The sequence below is a fragment of the Nocardiopsis sp. NRRL B-16309 genome, from assembly GCF_001279585.1.
Taxonomy (GTDB): domain Bacteria; phylum Actinomycetota; class Actinomycetes; order Streptosporangiales; family Streptosporangiaceae; genus Nocardiopsis.
This window is the reverse complement of record NZ_LGEC01000016.1, coordinates 40,198-59,387: the sequence shown is the minus strand read 5'-3', so window position 1 is coordinate 59,387 and position 19,190 is coordinate 40,198. Positions and strand designations below refer to the sequence as shown.

Annotated in this window: 21 protein-coding genes; 10 read left to right on the top strand and 11 right to left on the bottom strand. The window is 72.2% G+C overall.

Going from position 1 to position 19,190, the window contains the following annotated elements; all coding sequences use genetic code 11:
• Window position 1 precedes the first annotated feature (1 nt).
• The 3 genes from ADL05_RS03265 to ADL05_RS03255 all read right to left on the bottom strand — a co-directional run bounded on the left by ADL05_RS03265 (window position 2) and on the right by ADL05_RS03255 (window position 2,193).
• Window positions 2-679 (bottom strand): DUF4276 family protein, encoded by a 678-nt coding sequence (locus ADL05_RS03265; RefSeq protein WP_053615352.1) that lies wholly within the window; start codon window positions 677-679, stop codon window positions 2-4.
• Window positions 680-681: 2 nt separating this feature from the next.
• Window positions 682-1,803: an AAA family ATPase gene (locus ADL05_RS03260; RefSeq protein WP_053615351.1), complete on the bottom strand. Its 1,122-nt coding sequence runs from the start codon at window positions 1,801-1,803 to the stop codon at window positions 682-684.
• 105 nt (window positions 1,804-1,908) lie between these two features.
• On the bottom strand, window positions 1,909-2,193 hold the full coding sequence (locus ADL05_RS03255; RefSeq protein WP_053615350.1) for a hypothetical protein: 285 nt from the start codon (window positions 2,191-2,193) through the stop codon (window positions 1,909-1,911).
• Between the two features lie 99 nt (window positions 2,194-2,292).
• Here ADL05_RS03255 and ADL05_RS03250 point away from each other — a divergent pair, with 99 nt between their 5' ends.
• Entirely contained in the window at window positions 2,293-4,098 is a 1,806-nt protein-coding gene (locus ADL05_RS03250; protein ID WP_156365702.1) for a PQQ-binding-like beta-propeller repeat protein, read from the top strand.
• A 154-nt stretch (window positions 4,099-4,252) separates the two neighbouring features.
• The gene (locus ADL05_RS03245) at window positions 4,253-5,509 is read left to right on the top strand and encodes a hypothetical protein (RefSeq protein ID WP_053615348.1); all 1,257 of its coding nucleotides are present in this window, start codon (window positions 4,253-4,255) and stop codon (window positions 5,507-5,509) included.
• Window positions 5,510-5,697: 188 nt separating this feature from the next.
• Here ADL05_RS03245 and ADL05_RS03240 read toward each other — a convergent pair whose 3' ends face one another.
• The 3 genes from ADL05_RS03240 to ADL05_RS03230 all read right to left on the bottom strand — a co-directional run bounded on the left by ADL05_RS03240 (window position 5,698) and on the right by ADL05_RS03230 (window position 9,173).
• The gene (locus ADL05_RS03240; protein WP_053615347.1) at window positions 5,698-6,138 is read right to left on the bottom strand and encodes a VOC family protein; all 441 of its coding nucleotides are present in this window, start codon (window positions 6,136-6,138) and stop codon (window positions 5,698-5,700) included.
• 192 nt (window positions 6,139-6,330) lie between these two features.
• The gene (locus ADL05_RS03235; RefSeq protein WP_053615346.1) at window positions 6,331-7,134 is read right to left on the bottom strand and encodes an SDR family oxidoreductase; all 804 of its coding nucleotides are present in this window, start codon (window positions 7,132-7,134) and stop codon (window positions 6,331-6,333) included.
• A gap of 263 nt (window positions 7,135-7,397) precedes the next feature.
• A complete protein-coding gene (locus tag ADL05_RS03230; RefSeq protein ID WP_053615345.1) occupies window positions 7,398-9,173 on the bottom strand; it encodes a glycoside hydrolase family 6 protein in 1,776 nt (591 codons plus the stop codon).
• A 652-nt stretch (window positions 9,174-9,825) separates the two neighbouring features.
• On the opposite strand from ADL05_RS03230, the gene ADL05_RS03225 reads away from it, so the two are divergent.
• Window positions 9,826-10,497 (top strand): lytic polysaccharide monooxygenase, encoded by a 672-nt coding sequence (locus ADL05_RS03225; RefSeq protein ID WP_053615344.1) that lies wholly within the window; start codon window positions 9,826-9,828, stop codon window positions 10,495-10,497.
• 143 nt (window positions 10,498-10,640) lie between these two features.
• Here ADL05_RS03225 and ADL05_RS03220 read toward each other — a convergent pair whose 3' ends face one another.
• Window positions 10,641-11,027 (bottom strand): MerR family transcriptional regulator, encoded by a 387-nt coding sequence (locus ADL05_RS03220; protein WP_053615597.1) that lies wholly within the window; start codon window positions 11,025-11,027, stop codon window positions 10,641-10,643.
• Between the two features lie 92 nt (window positions 11,028-11,119).
• The gene (locus tag ADL05_RS03215; RefSeq protein WP_053615343.1) at window positions 11,120-11,485 is read right to left on the bottom strand and encodes a VOC family protein; all 366 of its coding nucleotides are present in this window, start codon (window positions 11,483-11,485) and stop codon (window positions 11,120-11,122) included.
• Window positions 11,486-11,698: 213 nt separating this feature from the next.
• Here ADL05_RS03215 and ADL05_RS03210 point away from each other — a divergent pair, with 213 nt between their 5' ends.
• Complete coding sequence (locus ADL05_RS03210) at window positions 11,699-12,346, top strand: TetR/AcrR family transcriptional regulator (protein ID WP_053615342.1); 648 nt, start codon at window positions 11,699-11,701, stop codon at window positions 12,344-12,346.
• 128 nt (window positions 12,347-12,474) lie between these two features.
• Here ADL05_RS03210 and ADL05_RS03205 read toward each other — a convergent pair whose 3' ends face one another.
• On the bottom strand, window positions 12,475-13,524 hold the full coding sequence (locus ADL05_RS03205) for an aldo/keto reductase (protein WP_053615341.1): 1,050 nt from the start codon (window positions 13,522-13,524) through the stop codon (window positions 12,475-12,477).
• A 300-nt stretch (window positions 13,525-13,824) separates the two neighbouring features.
• On the opposite strand from ADL05_RS03205, the gene ADL05_RS03200 reads away from it, so the two are divergent.
• The 4 genes from ADL05_RS03200 (at window position 13,825) to argG (ending at window position 17,390) form a co-directional block, all read left to right on the top strand.
• Window positions 13,825-15,009: an alcohol dehydrogenase catalytic domain-containing protein gene (locus ADL05_RS03200; RefSeq protein ID WP_053615340.1), complete on the top strand. Its 1,185-nt coding sequence runs from the start codon at window positions 13,825-13,827 to the stop codon at window positions 15,007-15,009.
• A 56-nt stretch (window positions 15,010-15,065) separates the two neighbouring features.
• Window positions 15,066-15,410 (top strand): hypothetical protein, encoded by a 345-nt coding sequence (locus ADL05_RS03195; RefSeq protein ID WP_053615339.1) that lies wholly within the window; start codon window positions 15,066-15,068, stop codon window positions 15,408-15,410.
• Between the two features lie 5 nt (window positions 15,411-15,415).
• Complete coding sequence (locus tag ADL05_RS03190) at window positions 15,416-15,664, top strand: hypothetical protein (protein WP_053615338.1); 249 nt, start codon at window positions 15,416-15,418, stop codon at window positions 15,662-15,664.
• Window positions 15,665-15,935: 271 nt separating this feature from the next.
• Entirely contained in the window at window positions 15,936-17,390 is a 1,455-nt protein-coding gene (gene argG, locus ADL05_RS03185; RefSeq protein WP_053615337.1) for an argininosuccinate synthase, read from the top strand.
• On the opposite strand, the gene ADL05_RS31510 is transcribed toward argG, so the two are convergent.
• Window positions 17,387-17,779 (bottom strand): ATP-binding cassette domain-containing protein, encoded by a 393-nt coding sequence (locus ADL05_RS31510; RefSeq protein WP_053615336.1) that lies wholly within the window; start codon window positions 17,777-17,779, stop codon window positions 17,387-17,389. The genes argG and ADL05_RS31510 overlap by 4 nt on opposite strands.
• A gap of 58 nt (window positions 17,780-17,837) precedes the next feature.
• Here ADL05_RS31510 and ADL05_RS03175 point away from each other — a divergent pair, with 58 nt between their 5' ends.
• Window positions 17,838-18,476: a TetR/AcrR family transcriptional regulator gene (locus ADL05_RS03175; RefSeq protein ID WP_053615335.1), complete on the top strand. Its 639-nt coding sequence runs from the start codon at window positions 17,838-17,840 to the stop codon at window positions 18,474-18,476.
• A 21-nt stretch (window positions 18,477-18,497) separates the two neighbouring features.
• Here ADL05_RS03175 and ADL05_RS29285 read toward each other — a convergent pair whose 3' ends face one another.
• A complete protein-coding gene (locus ADL05_RS29285) occupies window positions 18,498-18,653 on the bottom strand; it encodes a hypothetical protein (protein WP_369800882.1) in 156 nt (51 codons plus the stop codon).
• A gap of 41 nt (window positions 18,654-18,694) precedes the next feature.
• On the opposite strand from ADL05_RS29285, the gene ADL05_RS03170 reads away from it, so the two are divergent.
• Window positions 18,695-19,168: an ABC transporter ATP-binding protein gene (locus tag ADL05_RS03170; protein WP_053615334.1), complete on the top strand. Its 474-nt coding sequence runs from the start codon at window positions 18,695-18,697 to the stop codon at window positions 19,166-19,168.
• Window positions 19,169-19,190: the final 22 nt, after the last annotated feature.

The window sequence follows — 19,190 nt, the reverse complement described above, 5'->3', positions numbered from 1 at the left end:
TTCACCCCGCCCGTTGGATCCCCAACCGGTGGTCCACGGCCCGGAACCACGCGTCGGCGTGTGGGCACTGGCGGCGTACTTCGTCGATTCCGGTGAGGCAGATGGCGTCAGGGCCGTCCACCGTCTTGCGGTATCCGGGCATGAGCGCGCGCAGTCGTTTGGACGGAGCCGTGTCAGGGCCGTCGTTGATCGCTTCGGGGCCGCCCGCCCGTGCTGTCAGAGCACGGACGCGCTCTGGGAGCTTCTGTTCCCCGGACAGCTCGCCCAGAACCTCCGGGCAGGCGAGCACCCAGGCTTCGGTCTCATGCATCACCAGGTGGGGGAGGAAGCGCCCGTCATCAATGGTCTGTGCCATCGCCGCTTCCACATGCTCGACCTGTGCCTGAGGCGAACCCGTGGTCCGTGTCGCCATACCGGGTGTGTCCGAAGGAGCTCCGTAGTAGTCGACGAGCGTCGTCAGCACGGTGATGGACGGATCGTGGAGAAGACCCCTGATCTCGCGCTGCAGTGCACTCCACCTTCCGACTCCTCCTTTGGCGTCCCCGCCGATCGTCGTCCGCTTCGTGGTGATGACCGAGCAGCTGACGTAGGTGTCCGCCCTGGCGAAATAGGGAGCGAGTGTCTCCTTGGTGAGCTGTTCCTCGGTTTGGCCCTCGCAGAGGATGTGAAGCCTGCGCATGCTCACCCTCGCTCGGGTCGGGGGCGGCCACCGAGGAGGTTCTTCTGCCACAGCTCGCCCAAAGAGAAGTCGTCAAGCCACACGCTGAGCGGTTCTGGATCCGGGCGGCGAAAGGCGGACGACCCGTTCTCCCGCTCGACGACGATCACCTCGTCCAAGGCGAACTGGTCCACGAGGGTGGACGACTGGGTGGCGATGACGATCTGGCTGGAGGTACTGGCCGCCTGAAGCATGCTCGCGAGCTGCACGATGGCGAAGGGATGCAGGCCCAGTTCGGGCTCGTCCAGGACGATCAGGCCCGGGGGGCCGGGCATGCCGAGCAGCGTTGCCAGACAGACGAAACGCAACGTCCCGTCGGACAGGGCACTGGCCGGGAAGACGTCGTCACCGCCCACCTGTTTCCAGCGCAGCTGTACTCGCTCGTTCTGCTCGACGAGGACGAAGTCCCTGAGGAACGGAGCGACCTTCTGGATGCCTCGAAGAATCTGCCGGTACGTGGTGGGCTCGGTGTCGCGGAGCCGGAGGAGGACCGCAGCGAGATTTCCGGCGTCCTGGCGCAGCGTGATGTTGTCGGCGGTGTACACGGACTGCTTCACGGGTGCGCTGGTGCTGGTGTCGTGGAAGTGGAAGACACGGCACGCGTGCAACGTGTCGATCAGCGGTTGGAGAGCACTCCTTGTGGGCGTGGAGACTCGGATCTCTCCTGAGGCAATGCTCGAAAGGACGCTCTCACTGGACCCTGGGGCCAGTTGCACGGGGGCCGTCGCCTCGTCGATCCCGTCGAAGGGCACGTTGGCGTCCTCCTGGTCGAACACCAACCGATCGTTGGGTCCGTGACTGAGTGCGACGTGATAGTCGAGGTCCGAGAACCGCGCAGTGAGCCTGATCTGCCGACCGCCCTTGGGGCCCTTGTGGAACAGCTCGGCGCCGCCACCGCTCTGGCCGACGAAGATGCCGAGTTCTCCGTCGGCGATACGGCCGAGCATGGCCAGGGCTGAGACGAAGTTGCTCTTGCCGGCGCCGTTGGGGCCGATGAGGACGTTCACGTCCCCGAGTTCGACGGTGGCCGAGCGGATCGAGGTGAGTCCTTCGACAGTGACTGAACGAAGTCTGCGGCGTGCCATAGGTCAACCCTAGTGATGTGTGCGGAATTGAATCGGGTGGCCGTACGTCCGGGCGGCTCCACGTCGGGGGCGTGGAACCGCCGAGTCGTAGGGACACCGGTCCGCTCACGCGACGCCGTAGCTCACCCTCTTCGTGGCGATGAGCGTGGCGCCCTCGGGAAGCGGCTCCTCGAAGTCCTCGGGCAGGACCCGCAGCCAGATCCGGCTGTCGTAGGCGTAGGCGTCGAGTGAGTCGAGCAGCTCCCAGAGCGCGCAGGGGAGCGGGGCGCACAGGCAGGCACAGGGCGAGCACCCGGACGCGGGCTTCCTTCCCGTCGGCGCCGCCGAGTGGGTCTCCTTCGCGCGTCTCGTCTCCGCCGACGCCCCTCGGGGCTGACGCCTCCTCCCCATGCGTGGACCCCCGTGGCCGCCGCACCGGCCGGAACCGGTGCGGCGGCCATCACGCGTGCCGGTTTTGACGCGCTCACACGCTCCTTCTACCGTCATGCAATGTCCACCCCCGTGATTTCCTGGTTCTCCGGAGGCCTCTCGGTGTGCGGGTCGGCCGTCCTCCTCTGGGCGGCCACGTCGGCGTACCGGTCCGGCGACGGCCATCCCTGGACCGCCTACGCGGTGCTGGTGCTGCTCGCCGTCGTCGTCCTCGGCGCGCTCCTGTACCGGCTCCGGTCGGCCGGGCGCCGGCCGGAGACCGCGGCGGTGCCCCGGCTGGTGCTCGCCGCCGTCGCCGTCCTCGTGGTGCTCCTCTGCGTGCCCGCGTGGACGGTCGTGCTGGGAACACGCGGGGAGACGACCAACGGCTTCGTGGACTTCACCGCGTGGGGCCTCGCCCTGGGCCCGGCCCTGGTCGCGGTCGCGCTGGCCCTTCCCGCCCTGGTTCCCGCCCGCTCCTCCGGCCGCCGGTGGCTCGCTCCCCTCGCGGGAGCGTCGGGTCTGGCGCTCGGCGCGGGGCTGGTCGCCCTGGTCTTCGTGCTGGTCGAACTGCGTCCGGTGGACTCCACCGTCGCCCCTGTGTCCGAGTCGGAGGGCTCGGCCGCCCCGCCGGACGCGGTGAGCGGCGTGGGCTGGCGGTGGCGCGCGCCCGAGGGCCAGGACGTGGTGGACACGGTCGTGACGGGAGGGGGCGCGGCGGTCCTGCACACGAAGGGGGTCACCCTCGTGGACACGCGGACCGGCCGGGAGCGCTGGCGGTACCGGCGCGCCGACGCACGCGCCACCGACATCGCGGCGGCCCCGGACGGCGGAGCGCTGGTGGTGTCGTTCAGCGCGAGGGACCACATGGGCGGGTCCGCACTGCGGCTGGTCGCCCTGGACGCGGCCACGGGCCGGGTCCGCGCCGAGTACCGGAGCCCGGACGTCGACTTCGGAGACGCGTTCCCCACCCTGCCCGAGACCTTCGCGATGACGACCGACACCTTCTTCGTCGAGGGCGGCGGTTCCGTGGACGACGGGCGGTCCTTCACCGCCTACGACCTGGACTCGGGGGCCGAGACCTGGCGGTTCGACCCGCCCGAGGGCTGTGTGGCCAACCGGTGGAACCCGTACGGGGTCCTGCGCGGCGAGGTGGTGGCGCTGGTCCAGTGCGGGCTGTCCGCCGAGGAGGCCGGGGAACCCGACCGGGCGCCCCTGGACCACGACGCCCTGCTGCTGGGGCTCGACCCGGCCGACGGGTCGGAGCTGTGGCGGTACGAGGAGCCGGTCACCGCGGTCCCGTACTGGGTGCGGTCGCGGGTCTCGCCCGACGGCGGGGTGTACGCGCTGGAGTGGGAGACCGGCGACGCCGAGGGCACGCGCGGGAACCTGTTCGTCCGGCCCGGCGGCGGGGTGGCGGCGCGCGGCCTCGGCGACCTGCGGGACATGAGGGCCTGGGAGGGCGGCGGCACGCTCACCGCGGACGGGTTCGTGACCAGTGGGGAGAACGAGGAGGGCGCCGGGGCGGCCGAGCGGTTCGACCGCTACACGTCGTACTCGTTCGAGGGGGAGGAGCGCGTCGCCTCGGTCGAGCACGTCGCCTCCCTTCGGGGTGGCACGCTGGCCCTGGCCGACCAGCTCGTCGTCCTGCGCAGCCTCCATCCCACCGGAGACCTGCCGCACGACGAGGAACCCCTTCTGGTGCTGCTGCAGTCGTGGGACGTGGCCGAGGACGAGGAGTCGGTGCGGCTGGAGTTCCCCCTGGGGCGCAACCGCGACCGCTCCGGCTCGGTGTGGGAGGCGCGCGGCCGGACGTCGCTGTTCGCGGCTCCGGGCGCGGTGGTCGTGGCGCGGCCGGGCGCGATGGAGGTCGTCGGGCTCCAGTAGCCCGGCGCGGCGGCGCCCCCGGGGAGGGTGTGAAGGCGGAAACAGGCGGGGCCCGTGGGGAACCGGTCGGGTGGCGGAGGCGTCTGAGGGGGCGACCCCGTCCGCGGCCGCGCGGGCACCGGGCCCCTTCGAGACATCCGGAGAACACCGAGCCATGAGCCCCGCGCCCTTCCACCAGCCCGGCCGCCCCGAGGACCTGCCGCCGCCCGGGATGCTCTGGGCCCACGGCAGGATCGAACTCGGCGCCTACCGACTCCTCGAAGCGCGTCCGGAGGAGACGTTCACCTACGACCCGGTGGGGACCACCTACACCCGCGACGGGTTCACTCTGGGCCCGCACGGCATGCACTTCGACAACTCGGCCGGCTGCTGGTGGCGGCTGACCTGGGTCGAGGGCGGCCGGGCCGTCCTGACCGGCTGGGAACCGCTGGGGCAGGACACGATCGACGAGGAGCTCGACCTGCTCGCGGGCGGCCCCGACTGGCTGCCGTGGGAGTGGCTGGACACGCTCATCGCCCGCTACCGGCACGAGCAGATGGGGGTGTCCTTCCTCTACTGGTGGGACGGCGCCTGGGGGCGCACCGACTACCCGGACGGTATCGACGACGACGGCCTGGTCACCGTGGAGGGTTTCGGGACGCCGGAGGAGCTGGTCGACCACAGCCCGGTGGTGGTCCCGGACGACGAGCACCACCTCGCGGTGGCGGACGAGCTGATGCGCGACGTCGCCGAGGGCGGTGGCGAGCGCGCCTGGGAGCTGTTCCGCGACCTGTTCGGTGCCGACCGCGTGGACGTGGCCGCGGCGCGCGAGCTGCTCGGCGCGGACTGGTTCACCTGGAGGGGGGCGATGCCCGCCGGAACCCCGTCGGCCGCGCCCCGGCGGCGGCGCGTGCTCAGCATGCGGGCCTGGGAGATGCTGGTCGCGCGCGCCATGCGGTCCGCGAGCGAGGCCGAACGCCCCGCTCCGCAGGAGACCGAGGAGCTGCGCGCGCTGCGCGAGGCGCTGGGCTCACTGGCCGCCGAGCGCGGCGGGGAGCTGACCTTCACGGTCGCCTGTGAGCGGGGAGCCATGAGCTTCCCCGCGCTGGTGGACGCCTCGGGCGAGGCCGTGGAGGTGCCGTGGGAGGACTCGATGCTGCCGTGGCGGCTGCGCCGGGCGGAGGCGCACCCCGAACACGGCGCCTGGTACTTCCTGCGTGCGCGCGCCACCGCCGCCGGTGTCGTGGTCGAGCGCGCCTACGACCACTGGCCGGAGTGGGGGCGGCGGTCGGGGCGCTTCCCGAACGGCATGGCCCCGCCCCGGCTGCCCGACCTCCAGGAGGAGATGGCCGCCCGCTCACCGCGCTGGTGGCCGGAGTGGGTGCACCTGCTGGACGACGAGGTCCCCTTCGACCCGCCGACGGACGTGTGAGCCGAACAGCGGAGGGTGTGCGGACGGGCGGCCACTACGTGCGTGGAACGCCCGGGGGCTGTGCGTGCGCGCGGACACGTGCGTGTGAGCCGAACGGCCACCGCGCCCGACCGGAACCGTGCGACGGGCGCGGGAGCGGAACCCGCGACGGGTGTGAGTGGCGTGCGGTGGCGGGGTGACGGACGGGGTCAGCCGAGGACGACGTTCCCGTCCTCCTCCACCCGCCAACCGGGGTTGTGCGCGATCTCCCACACGACCCCGTTGGGGTCCTTGACGTGCGCGTGGAAGACGCCGCCGAACTCGCCCTCCTGCGGTTCCTTGAGGACGCTCGCGCCGGCGTCGACCATCGCCCGCACGGTCGCGGCCACTTGGGCGCGGTCCTCGACGTTGTGCGCGAGCGTCACCCCGGCGGTCCCGGTCGTGCCGGTGACCCCGGCGTGGCCGCCCAGGTCGCGGTCGAACTTCTCGGCGTCGAACAGCCCCAGCAGCAGGCCGGGGGCGATCTGGAAGAAGATGATCTCCCCGGGAACGTCGAGGTGGGGCTCCCATCCGAGCCCGTCCCGGTAGAAGGCGCGGGCGGCGTCCAGGTCGGCGGTGGCGAGCGTGATGAAGTGGACCTGTTGTTTCAAGGGTTCTCCCGGTCGGTGTCCGTCGCACCCACATCCTGCCCGAGCGCACCGACAGGGCCCGGGACCCACGGCTCCGGCGAGGCGGCCGGTCCGGGCGCGCCGGTCGTCGGCGACCGGTCTCCGGAGCCCGGAACCGCACGGGAGTGCGGTCGGCCCGCGTCGGCGCGGGGCGTCGGCCCGTGTCGGTGGCGGTCACAGGCCGTGCTTGCGGGCGACCATGCGCAGGATGAGCGACCGGGGAAAGAGCCGGCGCAGCGCGAACACCACCGGGGCGTTGCTGCCCACCGCGTACAGCGGCCTGGGCGGTCGGGCCTCGATCGCGCGCACGATCGTGGCGGCCACACTCTCCGCGGAGATGCCCGCGGCCTCGTTGGCGTTGAGCGCGGTGAGCATGGTGCGGTACTCGGGGGCGAAGGGTGAGTCGGGTCGGATGTACTGCGTGCGGCGCTCGCTGATGCCGGTGTTGATCGACCCCGGCTCCACGGTCGCCACGCCCACGCCGTAGGGGGAGACCTCGCGGCGCAGGGCGTCGGCGAACCCCTTCAACGCGGCCTTGGACGCCACGTAGGAGGACCGGTAGGCGAGCGGGAAGCTGGCCAGCATGGACCCGACCATGACCACGCGCCCGAACCGGCGGGCGCGCATGCCCGGGAGCAGGAGCTGGGTCAGGCGCACCGCGCCGAACACGTTGGTCCGGAAGAGCCGCTCGACGGCTTCGGGCGGCAGTTCCTCCAGCGGGCCGCTCTGGCTCTCCCCGGCGTTGTTGACCAGGACGTCCACCGCTCCCGCGGCCCGTGCGCACGCCGCGATCGAGGCCTCGTCGGTCAGGTCCAGGGCCAGGTACTCCACGCCCGGCACGGGTGCGGCGACCGACTCGGGGGAGCGGCTGGTGCCGTACACGCGGTAGCCGCGGCGGACGAGGGCGGCGGCGACGGCGGCACCGATGCCCGACGACGCGCCGGTGACGAGCGCGGTCCTGGTGGTCTGGTCCGTCATGGAGGCTCCTGCGGGATCCGGGGGGTGTCGTACCGGCCGGTAGGGCCGGAGACACCAGTCATACTCCCCGTCCGGCGCGGAGGGCTCCCCGGGTCCGCGCTCCCGGTTCGGGCCGCCCTCCGGCGTGCGCCCGGACCCGGGTCCCCGGGCCCCGGATCCGGGCGGGCCGGAGGCCGGGCACACGGGCGGGCGCCCGCCCACGCGAGGTGGACGGGCGCCCTGTCCCGGTGCGGCCACCGGGGGTGCGGTGGTCGCTCAGGTGGTCACTCGACGGGCGGGTGGGCGTTGGCGAGCAGCTCCTGGAACTGGGCGGAGAACCAGTGGCCGGCGACGGGGGCGTCGGGCAGGGCGCCGCTCATGTTGAAGTTGTTGCGCGGGTTGCCCTCATAGGTGGGGTCGCACATCCGGTCGAACCCCTTGCCCTCGTCGTTGGGGATCTCCTCGCTGGAGCCGTCGGACTCGCCCGGGGGCTTCATCCACACGTAGGCGTCGATCCCGGGCTCGGGGGCGGCGGTGGGCCGCTCGCCCAGTCCGGCACCGGACTGGTTGCACCAGTTGCCGGCCTGGAGCCGGCGGTCGTAGCGGCCGCCGTCCACGTAGGCGTTCACGTCGGTCTCCGGGCCGGGCCCTGTGGGCCGGTCGGGACCGCCCCAGCCGTTGCGGGAGGTGTCGATGAGCATGCCGAGGTTCGGGTCGAACCCGTGGTCGGAGACCATCATGTCGCGCAGGCCCTGGGCGAAGCTCAGCTCGTCGACGTACATGTTCCAGTCGACCCAGTCGGACTGCCGCACGGGGGTTCCGGCGATGGTCTCGCCGATCGCGAAGTTCTCCTCCTTCAGCGCGGAGTAGTTGGCGGTGTTGGCGATGAAGCCGTGCACGTCGTCGGGGGTGGCCCCGGCGGTGTTGGCGGCCTCGGCGAAGATCTCGGCGGAGGCGGCGAGGTTGTCCTCCCAGCCGATCCAGCCGTGGTGTCCGGCGTCGATGTAGTTGTAGACGTTGTCGATCGCGCCGAGCTCGGCCAGGGCGTAGCCCACGCCCTCGACGTAGTTGCCGTTGGCCAGCATCTCGTCGCACTCGGGCGTGGCGGTCTCGCGCGGGGAGACGTTGGTGACCAGGTTGGGCAGCGAGTCGATCTCGATCGTGGTGACGATCCGCAGGTCGGCGTAGGCCGGGTCGGCGAGGATGTCCGCGATCGGGTCGATGTAGTCGTTCTTGTACCGGTCGATCTCGTCCGGTCCGAGCTCACCGTTGGAGGCCAGGGCCGCGCAGTCGCGGCCGGGCAGGTTGTAGATCACGACCTGGAAGACGAAGGGGTCCCCGCCGGCCTGGTCCACGGCCTCGTCGAGGTGGTCGCGCAGGCCCATGCTGCCCGTGGTGGGGCTGTCGTTGCCCTCGATGGCGCCGATGCGGTCCATCCACACGCCGGTGGGCTGGTCGGCGATGGCGTCGCCGCCGGGCTCGGAGCGGGCGTTCTCGGCCCAGATCGGGTTGTTGTACACGTCGGCGCCCACGTAGGGGTTGTCGACGCGCTCACCCGGCTCGGGGTCCGGGTCCGGATCGGGGTCCGGGTCCGGGTCCGGGTCCGGGTCGGGCCCGGGGTCGACGGAGCCCTCGCACACGACGCCGTTGAGCGTGAACTCGGTGGGGGCGTCGTTGCTGCCGGAGTAGGAGGCGTTGAAACCGAAGGAGACGGTGCCGTCCGTGGCGATCGAGGCGTTGTGCCCGCCGTCGGTCACCTCCACGGCCTGGCCGCTCTGTGTGTGGCTGCCGTTCCAGATGTTGGTGATCTGCTGGTTGCCGTCGTACTCCCAGCCCAGGGTCCAGCCGTTGATGGCGTCGCCCAGGTTGGTGATCTCCACGGAGGCGGTGAAACCGGAACCCCAGTCGTTGACCTGGTAGTCGACTTCACAGCCGGTGGCGGCACTCGCGGCGGTCGGTGTGGCGACGGCGAGGCTGGTGCCGAGGACAAAGGCGGACGCGACGGCGAGGCCGCGTCGTGTCCGCGCACGGGGATCCGCGGCGCGCGGGATCGTGCTCATCTCTTCTACTTCCTGTTGAAGGGGGGTCAGGAGGAGCGGTCAGAGTGGCTTATGGAGTTGTCTCGGGGATGGGGCAGGGGGTGGTGTCGAATGGGAAATGGTGACGAATGCCCGCGTCGGAGCGGAGCTGAAAGGAAATGGGAGGTGGGAGCGCTCCCAGTCGGCGGTCAGCGGGGGGTGTAGGGGAGTGGGGGGCAGTGGACACCGCAGTGTCAGTCGGGCCGGGCATGTGGGGTCCGGCGGCCCGAGGCGTTCACAGGAACAGTAACGCCCGGTTTGTTGGGTGTAAATACTAAATCACGAACTCATGTCGTCGCAGGTGCCGCCCACCGTGGCTCACGAGCACTTTACTCGCAGGTCAAACGAAGAATTGCGGGTGCTCGACATTGTTCGTTCGGCGGCCCTGGGCCGGTGCCAGGAGGCCGTCGGGGCGGCGGCGCTCCGGGGGTGCCCGGTGGACTCGCGTGCCCGGTCGGCATCCCGTCCGGCGGCTGCGGGCGGGCCGGTTCGGAGGGTCGGGCGGGTCCGGACGCGATTGGGGCGCTGGCGGGTTCGCGGCGCTGGTTTGAGTGAGTGTGACGCGGGTAACTACGGCTGCGGGAGCGCTCCCACTCGGCTCGGCTGCCACAAGCCGAGACGTTTGGAGAACGTGATGCACACCGAGAACGACACGGCGGGCCGCCCCCGCTGGATGGCCCGGACGCTCATCCTCGCCTCAGCGCCCCTGCTCGGACTCACCGCCCTGGCGGCGCCCGCGTCGGCGCACGGCTCGATCGTCGACCCGGCGAGCCGCAACTACGGTTGCTGGGAGCGCTGGGGCGACGACCACCTGAACCCGGACATGGAGCAGGAAGACCCGATGTGCGCGCAGGCGTGGGAGGACGACCCCAACGCCATGTGGAACTGGAACGGGCTCTACCGCAACGGGGTCGGTGGCGACCACCAGGGCCACGTGCCCGACGGCACCCTGTGCAGCGGCGGCAACACCGAAAGCGGCCGCTACGACTCGCTCGACGCCGTCGGTCCCTGGCGGACCACGCCCGTGGACGACGACTTCACGCTCCACCTGTACGACCAGGCCTCGCACGGCGCCGACTACTTCCTCGTGTACGTCACCGAGGAGGGTTTCGACCCCGCCACGCAGGCGCTGGGCTGGGACGACCTGGAACTGGTCGAGACCCCGGGCTACCACGCGCCCGCCAACGACATCCACATCGACGTCAGCACCACCGGCCGGACCGGACACCACGTCGTGTTCACCGTGTGGAAGGCGTCCCACATGGACCAGAACTACTACATGTGCAGTGACGTGGACTTCGGCTGAGGCACGTGCGCCGAGGTCACGTCACCCCTGAACGCCGGCCGGGCCCCGCCCCTCCTCCAGGTGGGCGCCCGGCCGGTCAGCCGTGTGCGGCGGCCCGCGCCCGTGGCCGGGGTGTGTGCGGCCCGCGCGTCGAGCGCCCGACCTCAGCCGGTGGCGTGGTGCGCGCGCTGGCGGCGCAGCCGCTCGGCGAACTCCTCGGCCATCTCCAGCTGACGGCGCAGGGCCGAACAGCGCTCGGTGAGGTCGGCTTCGACGGCGTCCAGCCGCTCGCTCAGCGCGGTGCGCTCGTCCTCGGCGGTGGTGGCCGAGTTGAGCCGGTCTACGCTCTCCAGCAGCTCGCGGGTCTCCTCCAGGCTGAACCCCAGGGGCTTCATCCGCTTGATGAGCTGGAGCCGGTCCACGTCCGATTCCGTGTACAGGCGGAAGCCGCCGCGTGAGCGCGCGGAGGGCTCCACCAGCGCGACCTCGCCGTAGTACCGGATCGTGCGCAGAGAGAGTCCCGTGCGCTCGGCGACCTCGCCGATCCGCATGTGGTGCGCCTCCGGCACGGCGGGCCTCCCTGTGTGGTCGTGAATCCACCTCCACGTTAGACGCGTTCCCGAGCGGCCCGGACCAGGGGGCGTCAGCGGTCGGAGAGGACCATGCGGTTGCCCTCGCTGTCGCGGAACTCGGCGAAGAGGGTGCCGGGGGCCCACGGCGCGTCCTGGGGCTCGCTCACGATCTCGACGCCCTGGTCGCGCAGGGACTTGACCGTGCCGGGGACGTCCTCGTCGACGAGCACCAGAACGGGCTCGTCGGAGGGCTCGTCGTTCTCACGGGGCAGGAAGTGCAGGTGGGACTCGGCGCCGGGGAAGGCGAGCTCGACCCACCGCCACCCGCCCTCGCCCATGGGCGCGTCGGCCGCGACGGTGCAGCCGAGCGCGCGGGTGTAGAAGTCGATGGCCCGGTCCTGGTCGGAGACGGGCAGTTCGGCGAACTTGACGTGCATGGCGGAGTCCTTCGGTCGTGGCGGCGGCCTCGAATGGAACTGGACCGTCCAGTACTGATCTTGTGTCAAACTAGACCGTCCAGTACCAATGGGTCAAGCATGCGCACCGGCCCACGGGCCCACGGGCCCAGCGACCGACGGGCCCAGGGCCCACGGGCTCAGGGGCCCCAGGGCCCACGGTGCCCGAACTGAAGCCACGCCGATGGAGTGAGAGTGAACGTGCCGGACCAGGCCGGAGGAACGACCCGCTCGGCGCGCAAGCGCCGGGAGATTCTGACGGCGGCGCAGGGGGTCTTCCTCGACCGCGGCTACCTCGGCACCAACATGGACGAGATCGCCGCGCTGTCCGGGGCCTCGAAGCAGACCGTCTACAAGCACTTCGGCAGCAAGGAGGCGCTCTTCGTCGAGATCGTGCAGACCATGACCGCCGAGGCGGGCGACGCCGTGCACCAGCGGGTCGCCGAACCCGAGAGCGCCGAGGATCTGGCCCCCTTCCTGCGCGAGTACGCCCTGCGCCAGCTCACGGTCGTCCTCACCCCCGAGCTCATGCGGCTGCGGCGGCTGGTGATCGGCGAGGTCAGCCGGTTCCCGGACCTGGCCCGCGCGCTCTACGACGGCGGTCCGCGGCGTGCGATGGCGGCGATGGCCGCGCTCTTCACCCGGCTGTCCGACCGGGGGCTGCTGAAGGTGGCCGACCCGGACACCGCCGCCGCCCACTTCAACTGGCTCGTGATGTCCGCGCCGGTCAACGACACCATGCTGCTGGGGGACGACGCGATCCCGGACGAGGCGGAACTGCGCCGCCACGCCGACGAGGGAGTCCGGGTGTTCCTGGCCGCCTACGGACGCGGTGGGCACTGAGCGGCCTCGCGCCGTATCGCCGCCGGCGCCCGGGTTCGCTCCGCCGACCGGGACGGCCCCGCTGGGCAGGCGGTCGTGGCCGATGCCGGTCAGGCCCGGCGGCCCCGGGCCGGTGCGCGGACGTGACCCTACTGTGTCGAGGCCGTCGCGCCCCACCAGATGTTGACGTCGGAGTCGACCGCCCAGCGGTCGATGGCGCGCAGCTCCTCTTCGGTGAAGTCCGGCGCGTCCACCGCCGCCAGGTTCTGTTCCAGCTGCTCCACGCTGGAGGCGCCGATCAGCGCGGTGGTGACCGTGCGCGGCCCCTGGTCGCGCAGCACCCAGGCGATCGCCATCTGGGCGAGGGTCTGGCCGCGTTCGGCGGCGATCGCGTTCAGGCGGCGGGCCCGTTCCAGGACGTCCTCGGAGAGCATGTTCCCGCGCCAGCTGGGCCGCCCCACGCCGGCGCGGGAGTCACTGGGCACGGAACCGTCCAGGTAGCGGGAGGTCAGCAGGCCCTGGGCCAGCGGCGAGAACGCGACCACGCCCATCCCCTCGTCGGCCGCGGCCGCCAGCAGGCCGTCCTCGACCCAGCGGTTGAGCATCGAGTAGGAGGGCTGGTGGACGACCAGGGGCGTGCCAAGGTCGCGCATGATCGCCGCCGCCCGGCGGGTCGCTTCGGGGGCGTAGGAGGAGATCCCGGCGTACAGGGCCCGCCCGGACACCACGGCGTGGTGCAGGGCCAGCATGGTCTCCTCCAGCGGGGTGTCCGGGTCGGGCCGGTGGCTGTAGAAGATGTCGACGTGGTCCAGGCCCATGCGCGCCAGGGAGCGGTCGAGCGAGGACAGCAGGTACTTGCGCGAGCCGCCCCGCTGGTGCGGTCCGGGCCCCATGACCCAGCCGGCCTTGGTGGTGATGACCAGTTCGTCGCGGTAGGGGCGCAGGTCCAGGTCCAGGATCCGGCCGAAGTTGGTCTCGGCCGAGCCCGGGGGAGGCCCGTAGTTGTTGGCCAGGTCGAAGTGGAAGACACCGAGGTCGAAGGCGCGGCGCAGGATCGCGCGCTGCCCTTCGAGGCTCCGGTCGTCGCCGAAGTTCTGCCACAGCCCCAGCGACAGGCGGGGCAGCCGCAGCCCGCTCCTGCCGCACGCCCGGTACTCCAGTGACTCGTACCGGTCCTCACGCGCCACGTGTGCGTCCATGGTCGGCGTCCCCCTCCAGCGCTGCTCACCTGTGGTCGGGGCGCTGCGGCCCCCGGCGATTCTGCCAGAGCGCGCGGCGGGCGGGTCCGCGGCCTCGTCCGCCGTGACCTGCCGACCGGGTCCGCGCTCTCGGCCGCCGTGACCGGCACGGTCCTCCCGCGCCGCACGGGCACCATGTGTTCCCGCGCCCCCATCCGGGTAGTGGGGGCGCACGGGTGCCCGCGCCCGCTCGGCGCCTCCGTTCGGGGCTCCGGCGCGGCGGGTGCCGGTGCCCGTGGGCCGAACTGGTGAGGGGGGACCATGAAGGCGGTGGTGTGGCACGGCAACGCCGACGTGCGGACCGAGGACGTGCCCGATCCGCGCGTCGAGCGGCCCGACGACGTGCTCCTGCGCGTGACGAGCTCGGGCCTGTGCGGGTCCGACCTGCACTTGTACGAGTTGCTGGGGCCCTTCATGCACGAGGGCGACATCCTGGGCCACGAGCCCATGGGCGTGGTCGAGGAGACCGGAGCGGACGTCACCTCGCTCCGGCGCGGGGACCGGGTGGTGGTCCCGTTCCAGATCTCCTGCGGGCGGTGCGCCATGTGCGAGACGGGACTGCAGACCCAGTGCGAGACCACGCAGGTCGAGGAACAGGGCATGGGAGCGCTGATCTACGGCTACAGCTCCCTGTACGGGTCGGTCCCCGGCGCGCAGGCCGAGTACCTGCGCGTGCCCCGCGCCGACCACAACGCCCTGAAGGTGCCCGACGAGGGACCCGACGACAGGTACGTCTACCTGTCCGACGTGCTGCCGACCGCGTGGCAGGCGGTGCGGTACGCGGACGTGCCCGAGGGCGGGTCCGTCGCCGTGCTGGGGCTGGGCCCGATCGGTGACATGTGCTGCCGGGTCGCGCTCCACCTGGGCGCGGACCAGGTCTTCGGCGTCGACCCCGTCCCCGAGCGGCGTGCGCGCGCCGCGGCCAGGGGAGCCCAGGTGTTCGACCCCTCCGGTACGGAGGACCCGGTGGAGTCGATCCGCGAGCGCACCGGCGGACGCGGTCCGGACGCCGTCATCGACGCCGTCGGCATGGAGGCGGACGGCGGCCACGGCCCGGTTCGCCTGGCGCAGAAGGTCGTGTCCATGCTGCCCAAGGGCGCGGCGGCCTCGCTGATGGAGAACGCGGGGGTGGACCGCCTCTCGGCCCTGTACACGGCCATCGACCTGGTTCGGCGGGGAGGGACGGTCTCGGTCATCGGGGTCTACGGCGGCATGGCCGACCCGCTGCCGATGATGACGCTCTTCGACAAGCAGATCCAGCTGCGCATGGGCCAGGCGAACGTGCGGCACTGGGCGCCGGAGATCCTGCCGCTGCTGGACGGGTCCGACCCGCTCGGCGTCGAGGACTTCGCCACCCACCACCTGGCCCTGGACGAGGCCGCACACGCCTACGCGATGTTCCAGAAGAAGGAGGAGGGCGCGGTCAAGGTGCTCTTCCGCCCCTGACCGAGCCCCGCCGCGAGTACGGAGCCGGAACCCGACCCGGACCCGAGGGGGAGGCCATGAGCGAGAACACTCCGGAGACGCCGCAGGACCCGATCAACCCGGACGAGGCCGACTGGGAGGAGGCGGGACTGCCCGCGCAGGAGGACGCCACCGAGGACGCCGCGCTGCCGACCGACCGTGAGGGACCGGCTCCCATGGGCGGGACCGCCGACGTGTACGCCTCCGAGGGCGGGCGTTCGCTGGACGACGCGATGGCGCAGGAGGTGCCCGACCGCCCCGAGGCCGGCGGCAGCGCCGCGCCGAGTGAGGCGGAGGCCCCCGGGCAGGGGCGGGGCGAGCGCAGGACCGCCCACAGCGCGGAGGAGCAGGCCGTCCACGAGCGGACCGAGGAGGGCCGCTAGGACATGTGCGGCGGACCTCCATCCTGGTGGTGGCGCACGTGACCCGCGAGGTGGCCGCCTACCTCGGCAATTCCGAGGCGGTGGCCCGGCACTCCTACATCGACCCGCGGGTCTTTCGCCTGCACGAGCGCGGGGTGACGGTCTCCGCGTCGCTGCCCGCGCTGGGGTGCGAGGCCGCCCCGGGCGAGCCCGCCACCCGGGGGCGGGTGGAGCGGGCGGTGCTGCGCATGCTGCGCGAGCACCGCGACGCCTGAGCCCGGGTCCGGTCCGGGGGCGGAGGTCCTGGCCGAAGGAAGCCCCGGTCGTCGGAGGCGCCGCGGGCAGACCCGGCGCGGGTCCGACCCGGCGCGGGGACGACCCGGCGCGGGGCCGCTCTCCGCGCCGGGCGGGAGTGATCGGTGGCGCCGACCGGGCCGGTGGTGCCGACGGGGGTGTGAGGCGCCCGGCATGGGGCGTGCGCCACATTCGCCCGCAGGTCCCGCATCCGATTTGAATGATCATTCATCTTCGTGCATACTTATTTCCATGTCCAAGGTACTCACCTCTCTGCCCGTCGGTGAACGTGTCGGGATCGCCTTCTCCGGAGGCCTCGACACCTCCGTGGCGGTCGCGTGGATGCGCGAGAAGGGCGCCGTCCCCTGCACCTACACGGCCGACATCGGCCAGTACGACGAACCCGACATCGCCTCGGTGCCCGGCCGTGCCAACGACTACGGCGCGGAGCTCGCCCGGCTGGTCGACGGTCGGGCCGCCCTGGTCGAAGAGGGGCTCGCGGCGCTGGCCTGCGGCGCGTTCCACATCCGCTCCGGCGGTCGCACCTACTTCAACACCACCCCCCTGGGCCGCGCCGTCACCGGCACCCTGCTCGTGCGCGCGATGCTCGAGGACGGCGTGCAGATCTGGGGTGACGGCTCCACCTTCAAGGGCAACGACATCGAGCGGTTCTACCGCTACGGTCTGCTCGCCAACCCCTCCCTGCGCATCTACAAGCCCTGGCTCGACGCCGACTTCGTGCACGAGCTCGGCGGGCGCAAGGAGATGTCGGAGTGGCTGACCGAGCGCGGCCTGCCCTACCGGGACAGCGCGGAGAAGGCCTACTCCACCGACGCCAACATCTGGGGCGCCACGCACGAGGCCAAGGCCCTGGAACACCTCGACACCGGCATCGAGATCGTCGACCCCATCATGGGCGTGCGGTTCTGGGACCCCGAGGTCGAGATCCCCACCGAGGACGTCACCATCGGCTTCGAGCAGGGCCGCCCGGTGACCATCAACGGCAAGACCTTCGACTCCGCTGTCGACCTGGTCCTGGAGGCCAACACGATCGGCGGGCGCCACGGCCTGGGCATGTCCGACCAGATCGAGAACCGCGTCATCGAGGCCAAGAGCCGGGGCATCTACGAGGCCCCGGGTATGGCCCTGCTGCACACCGCCTACGAGCGGCTGGTCAACGCGGTCCACAACGAGGACACCGTCGCCGCCTACCACAGCGAGGGCCGGCGCCTGGGCCGGCTCATGTACGAGGGCCGCTGGCTGGAGCCACAGGCCCTGATGGTGCGCGAGTCGCTGCAGCGCTGGGTCGGCACGGCGATCACCGGCGAGGTGACGCTGCGCCTGCGGCGCGGCGAGGACTACTCGATCCTGGACACCTCCGGTCCGGCGTTCAGCTACCACCCGGACAAGCTGTCCATGGAGCGGACCGAGGACTCCGCGTTCGGCCCGGTCGACCGCATCGGCCAGCTGACCATGCGCAACCTGGACATCGCCGACTCCCGCGCCAAGCTGGAGGAGTACTCCCGGCTCGGCATGGTGGGCGCCGCCGACACCCACCCGACGGCGATCGGCGCCGCCCAGGCGGCCTCGACCGGTCTGATCGGCGCGATGCCCGAGGGCGGCGCCGAGGCGATCGCCTCGCGCGGCCAGGGCTCCGAGGACGCGGACCTGCTGGACGCCGCCGCGTTCGACGCCGGCAACGACTAGGAGCGCGTGCGCCCGAGGGCGCACCGCGCGGGGGAGGCCCCCACCGACGCCCCGTCCGTTCCCCGGGCGGGGCGTCGGCCGTCCCCGAGGCCCGGCGGAGGCCGTACCAGGGTGGCGGCGGGGTCGGTGGTGGCGACCCCGAGCGCGCGGCGGCGCAGGCCGTGCAGGCCGCCGAACAGGCGCAGGGTCTCGCGGGGCGCGGCGCCGTCGATGCGCACCCGTCCGGCGTCGGGGCGCAGCAGCCCGGCGACGACGTTGGCGAACGTGGTCTTCCCCGCTCCGTTGTGCCCGACGAGCCCGACGATCTCCCCGGCTTCGGCGGTCAGGGTGAATTCGTCGAGCGCGCGGACAGTGCCCAGTGTCTTGACCAGGTATAACGCTTCCAGCATCAGAGGAATTTTCTTTCTATGCGGTGTATAGAATGGTTTCATCGTGTACTGTAGGGCCATGGGCACGGCAAAACAAGAAAGACTTTCGGAGATCGTCGGCGTCGCACTGCGGCTCGCGGAGGAGGGCGGGCTGGGCGCGGTGTCGCTGCGCGCGATCGCGACCGAGATCGGCCTCACGCCGATGGCGCTCTACGGGTACGTCCGAAGCAAGGACGACCTTCTCGACCGGCTCGTCGCGCGCCTGCTGTCCGAGGTGGCCGCGCGCGACCCCGGTCCGGACTGGCGCGAGCGGCTCCTGGCCTGCGCGAGGTCCGCCCGGGCCGTGGCGCACCGCTATCCCCGCACCTTCCCCCTGCTGCTGACCCGGCCCGCCGTGCTCCCCGACGCCGTACGCGTCGTGGACCCGCTCTACGCGGCACTGCTGGACGCGGGCGTGCCGGAGGAGGAGGTGCCCGGCCTGGAGCGGATGTTCAGCACCTTCGTCCTCGGCTTCGCCGTCTCCGAGGTCAGCGGGCGCTTCGGCGTGGGCGGCCTCGGCCCGGCCGAGCGCCGCGCGGGAGTGGACCCGGCCCACGTGCCCGCGCACCACCGGCTCGGCGGGGTGCTGGACCGCCCGGTCGACTGGGACGCGGAGTTCGAGCAGGGGCTGCGCCGCCTGCTGGAGGTGGTCGAGCGCGCCGCCGCCGACCGCGCGTAGGCGCCGTCGCGGACGCGGGGGTCACCTGGCGCGCCGCAGGGTCCGGCCGGCCGGGTCACCGCCCCAGGTAGGCGCCAGGACGGCCAGCACCCGGCGGTTGTCCCCCGGGGCCACCGGCAGGTCGAGCTTGGTGAAGATCCCGCTGATGTTCTTGGCCACGGCCGCCTCGCTGATCACCAGGGCCTCGGCGATGGCGGCGTTGGACCGGCCCCGGCTTCGTGTTCCAGTCCTTCCACCTGCTCCCCGCACTCGACGCCGAGGAGAACATCACTTTCGGGCAGCGCCTGTCCGGGCAGTCCCCGGACCCGGCCTGGCAGGACGAACTCGTGCGCTCCCCTGGGCTGGAGGGGCGTCTGCGGCACCGGCCGACGCAGTTCTCCGGCGGCCAGCGGCAGCGGGTGGCCGTGGCACGCGCCCTGCTGCACCGGCCGAGTGTGGTCTTCGCCGACGAACCGACCGGGAACCTCGACTCCCGGTCCGGCGGCCGGGTGCTGGCCGCGCTGCGCGGCGCGGCCTTCGACCACGGGCGCACCGTCGTCATGGTCACCCACGATCCGGCGGCCGGTGCGCGGCGCGCGGGCGGCCGCACGGGCCGACCGGGTGCTGTTCCTGCGGGACGGCCGGATCGAGGGCGAACTGGTGCATCCCCGGCCCGACACCGTGCTGCGGTGGACCAGGCACCTGGAGGGTGAGCGTTCGGCCCCGCGCGACGCC

Excerpts from the sequence above, each read along its gene's own strand:
- ADL05_RS03265 (WP_053615352.1), bottom strand. The coding sequence starts at position 679 with ATGCGCAGGCTTCACATCCTCTGCGAGGGCCAAACCGAGGAACAGCTC.
- ADL05_RS03260 (WP_053615351.1), bottom strand. The coding sequence starts at position 1,803 with ATGGCACGCCGCAGACTTCGTTCAGTCACTGTCGAAGGACTCACCTCG.
- ADL05_RS03255 (WP_053615350.1), bottom strand. The coding sequence starts at position 2,193 with ATGGGGAGGAGGCGTCAGCCCCGAGGGGCGTCGGCGGAGACGAGACGC.
- ADL05_RS03250 (WP_156365702.1), top strand. The coding sequence starts at position 2,293 with ATGTCCACCCCCGTGATTTCCTGGTTCTCCGGAGGCCTCTCGGTGTGC.
- ADL05_RS03245 (WP_053615348.1), top strand. The coding sequence starts at position 4,253 with ATGAGCCCCGCGCCCTTCCACCAGCCCGGCCGCCCCGAGGACCTGCCG.
- ADL05_RS03235 (WP_053615346.1), bottom strand. The coding sequence starts at position 7,134 with ATGACGGACCAGACCACCAGGACCGCGCTCGTCACCGGCGCGTCGTCG.
- ADL05_RS03230 (WP_053615345.1), bottom strand. The coding sequence starts at position 9,173 with ATGAGCACGATCCCGCGCGCCGCGGATCCCCGTGCGCGGACACGACGC.
- ADL05_RS03225 (WP_053615344.1), top strand. The coding sequence starts at position 9,826 with ATGCACACCGAGAACGACACGGCGGGCCGCCCCCGCTGGATGGCCCGG.
- ADL05_RS03220 (WP_053615597.1), bottom strand. The coding sequence starts at position 11,027 with ATGCGGATCGGCGAGGTCGCCGAGCGCACGGGACTCTCTCTGCGCACG.
- ADL05_RS03215 (WP_053615343.1), bottom strand. The coding sequence starts at position 11,485 with ATGCACGTCAAGTTCGCCGAACTGCCCGTCTCCGACCAGGACCGGGCC.
- ADL05_RS03205 (WP_053615341.1), bottom strand. The coding sequence starts at position 13,524 with ATGGACGCACACGTGGCGCGTGAGGACCGGTACGAGTCACTGGAGTAC.
- ADL05_RS03200 (WP_053615340.1), top strand. The coding sequence starts at position 13,825 with ATGAAGGCGGTGGTGTGGCACGGCAACGCCGACGTGCGGACCGAGGAC.
- ADL05_RS03195 (WP_053615339.1), top strand. The coding sequence starts at position 15,066 with ATGAGCGAGAACACTCCGGAGACGCCGCAGGACCCGATCAACCCGGAC.
- argG (WP_053615337.1), top strand. The coding sequence starts at position 15,936 with ATGTCCAAGGTACTCACCTCTCTGCCCGTCGGTGAACGTGTCGGGATC.
- ADL05_RS31510 (WP_053615336.1), bottom strand. The coding sequence starts at position 17,779 with ATGCTGGAAGCGTTATACCTGGTCAAGACACTGGGCACTGTCCGCGCG.
- ADL05_RS03175 (WP_053615335.1), top strand. The coding sequence starts at position 17,838 with ATGGGCACGGCAAAACAAGAAAGACTTTCGGAGATCGTCGGCGTCGCA.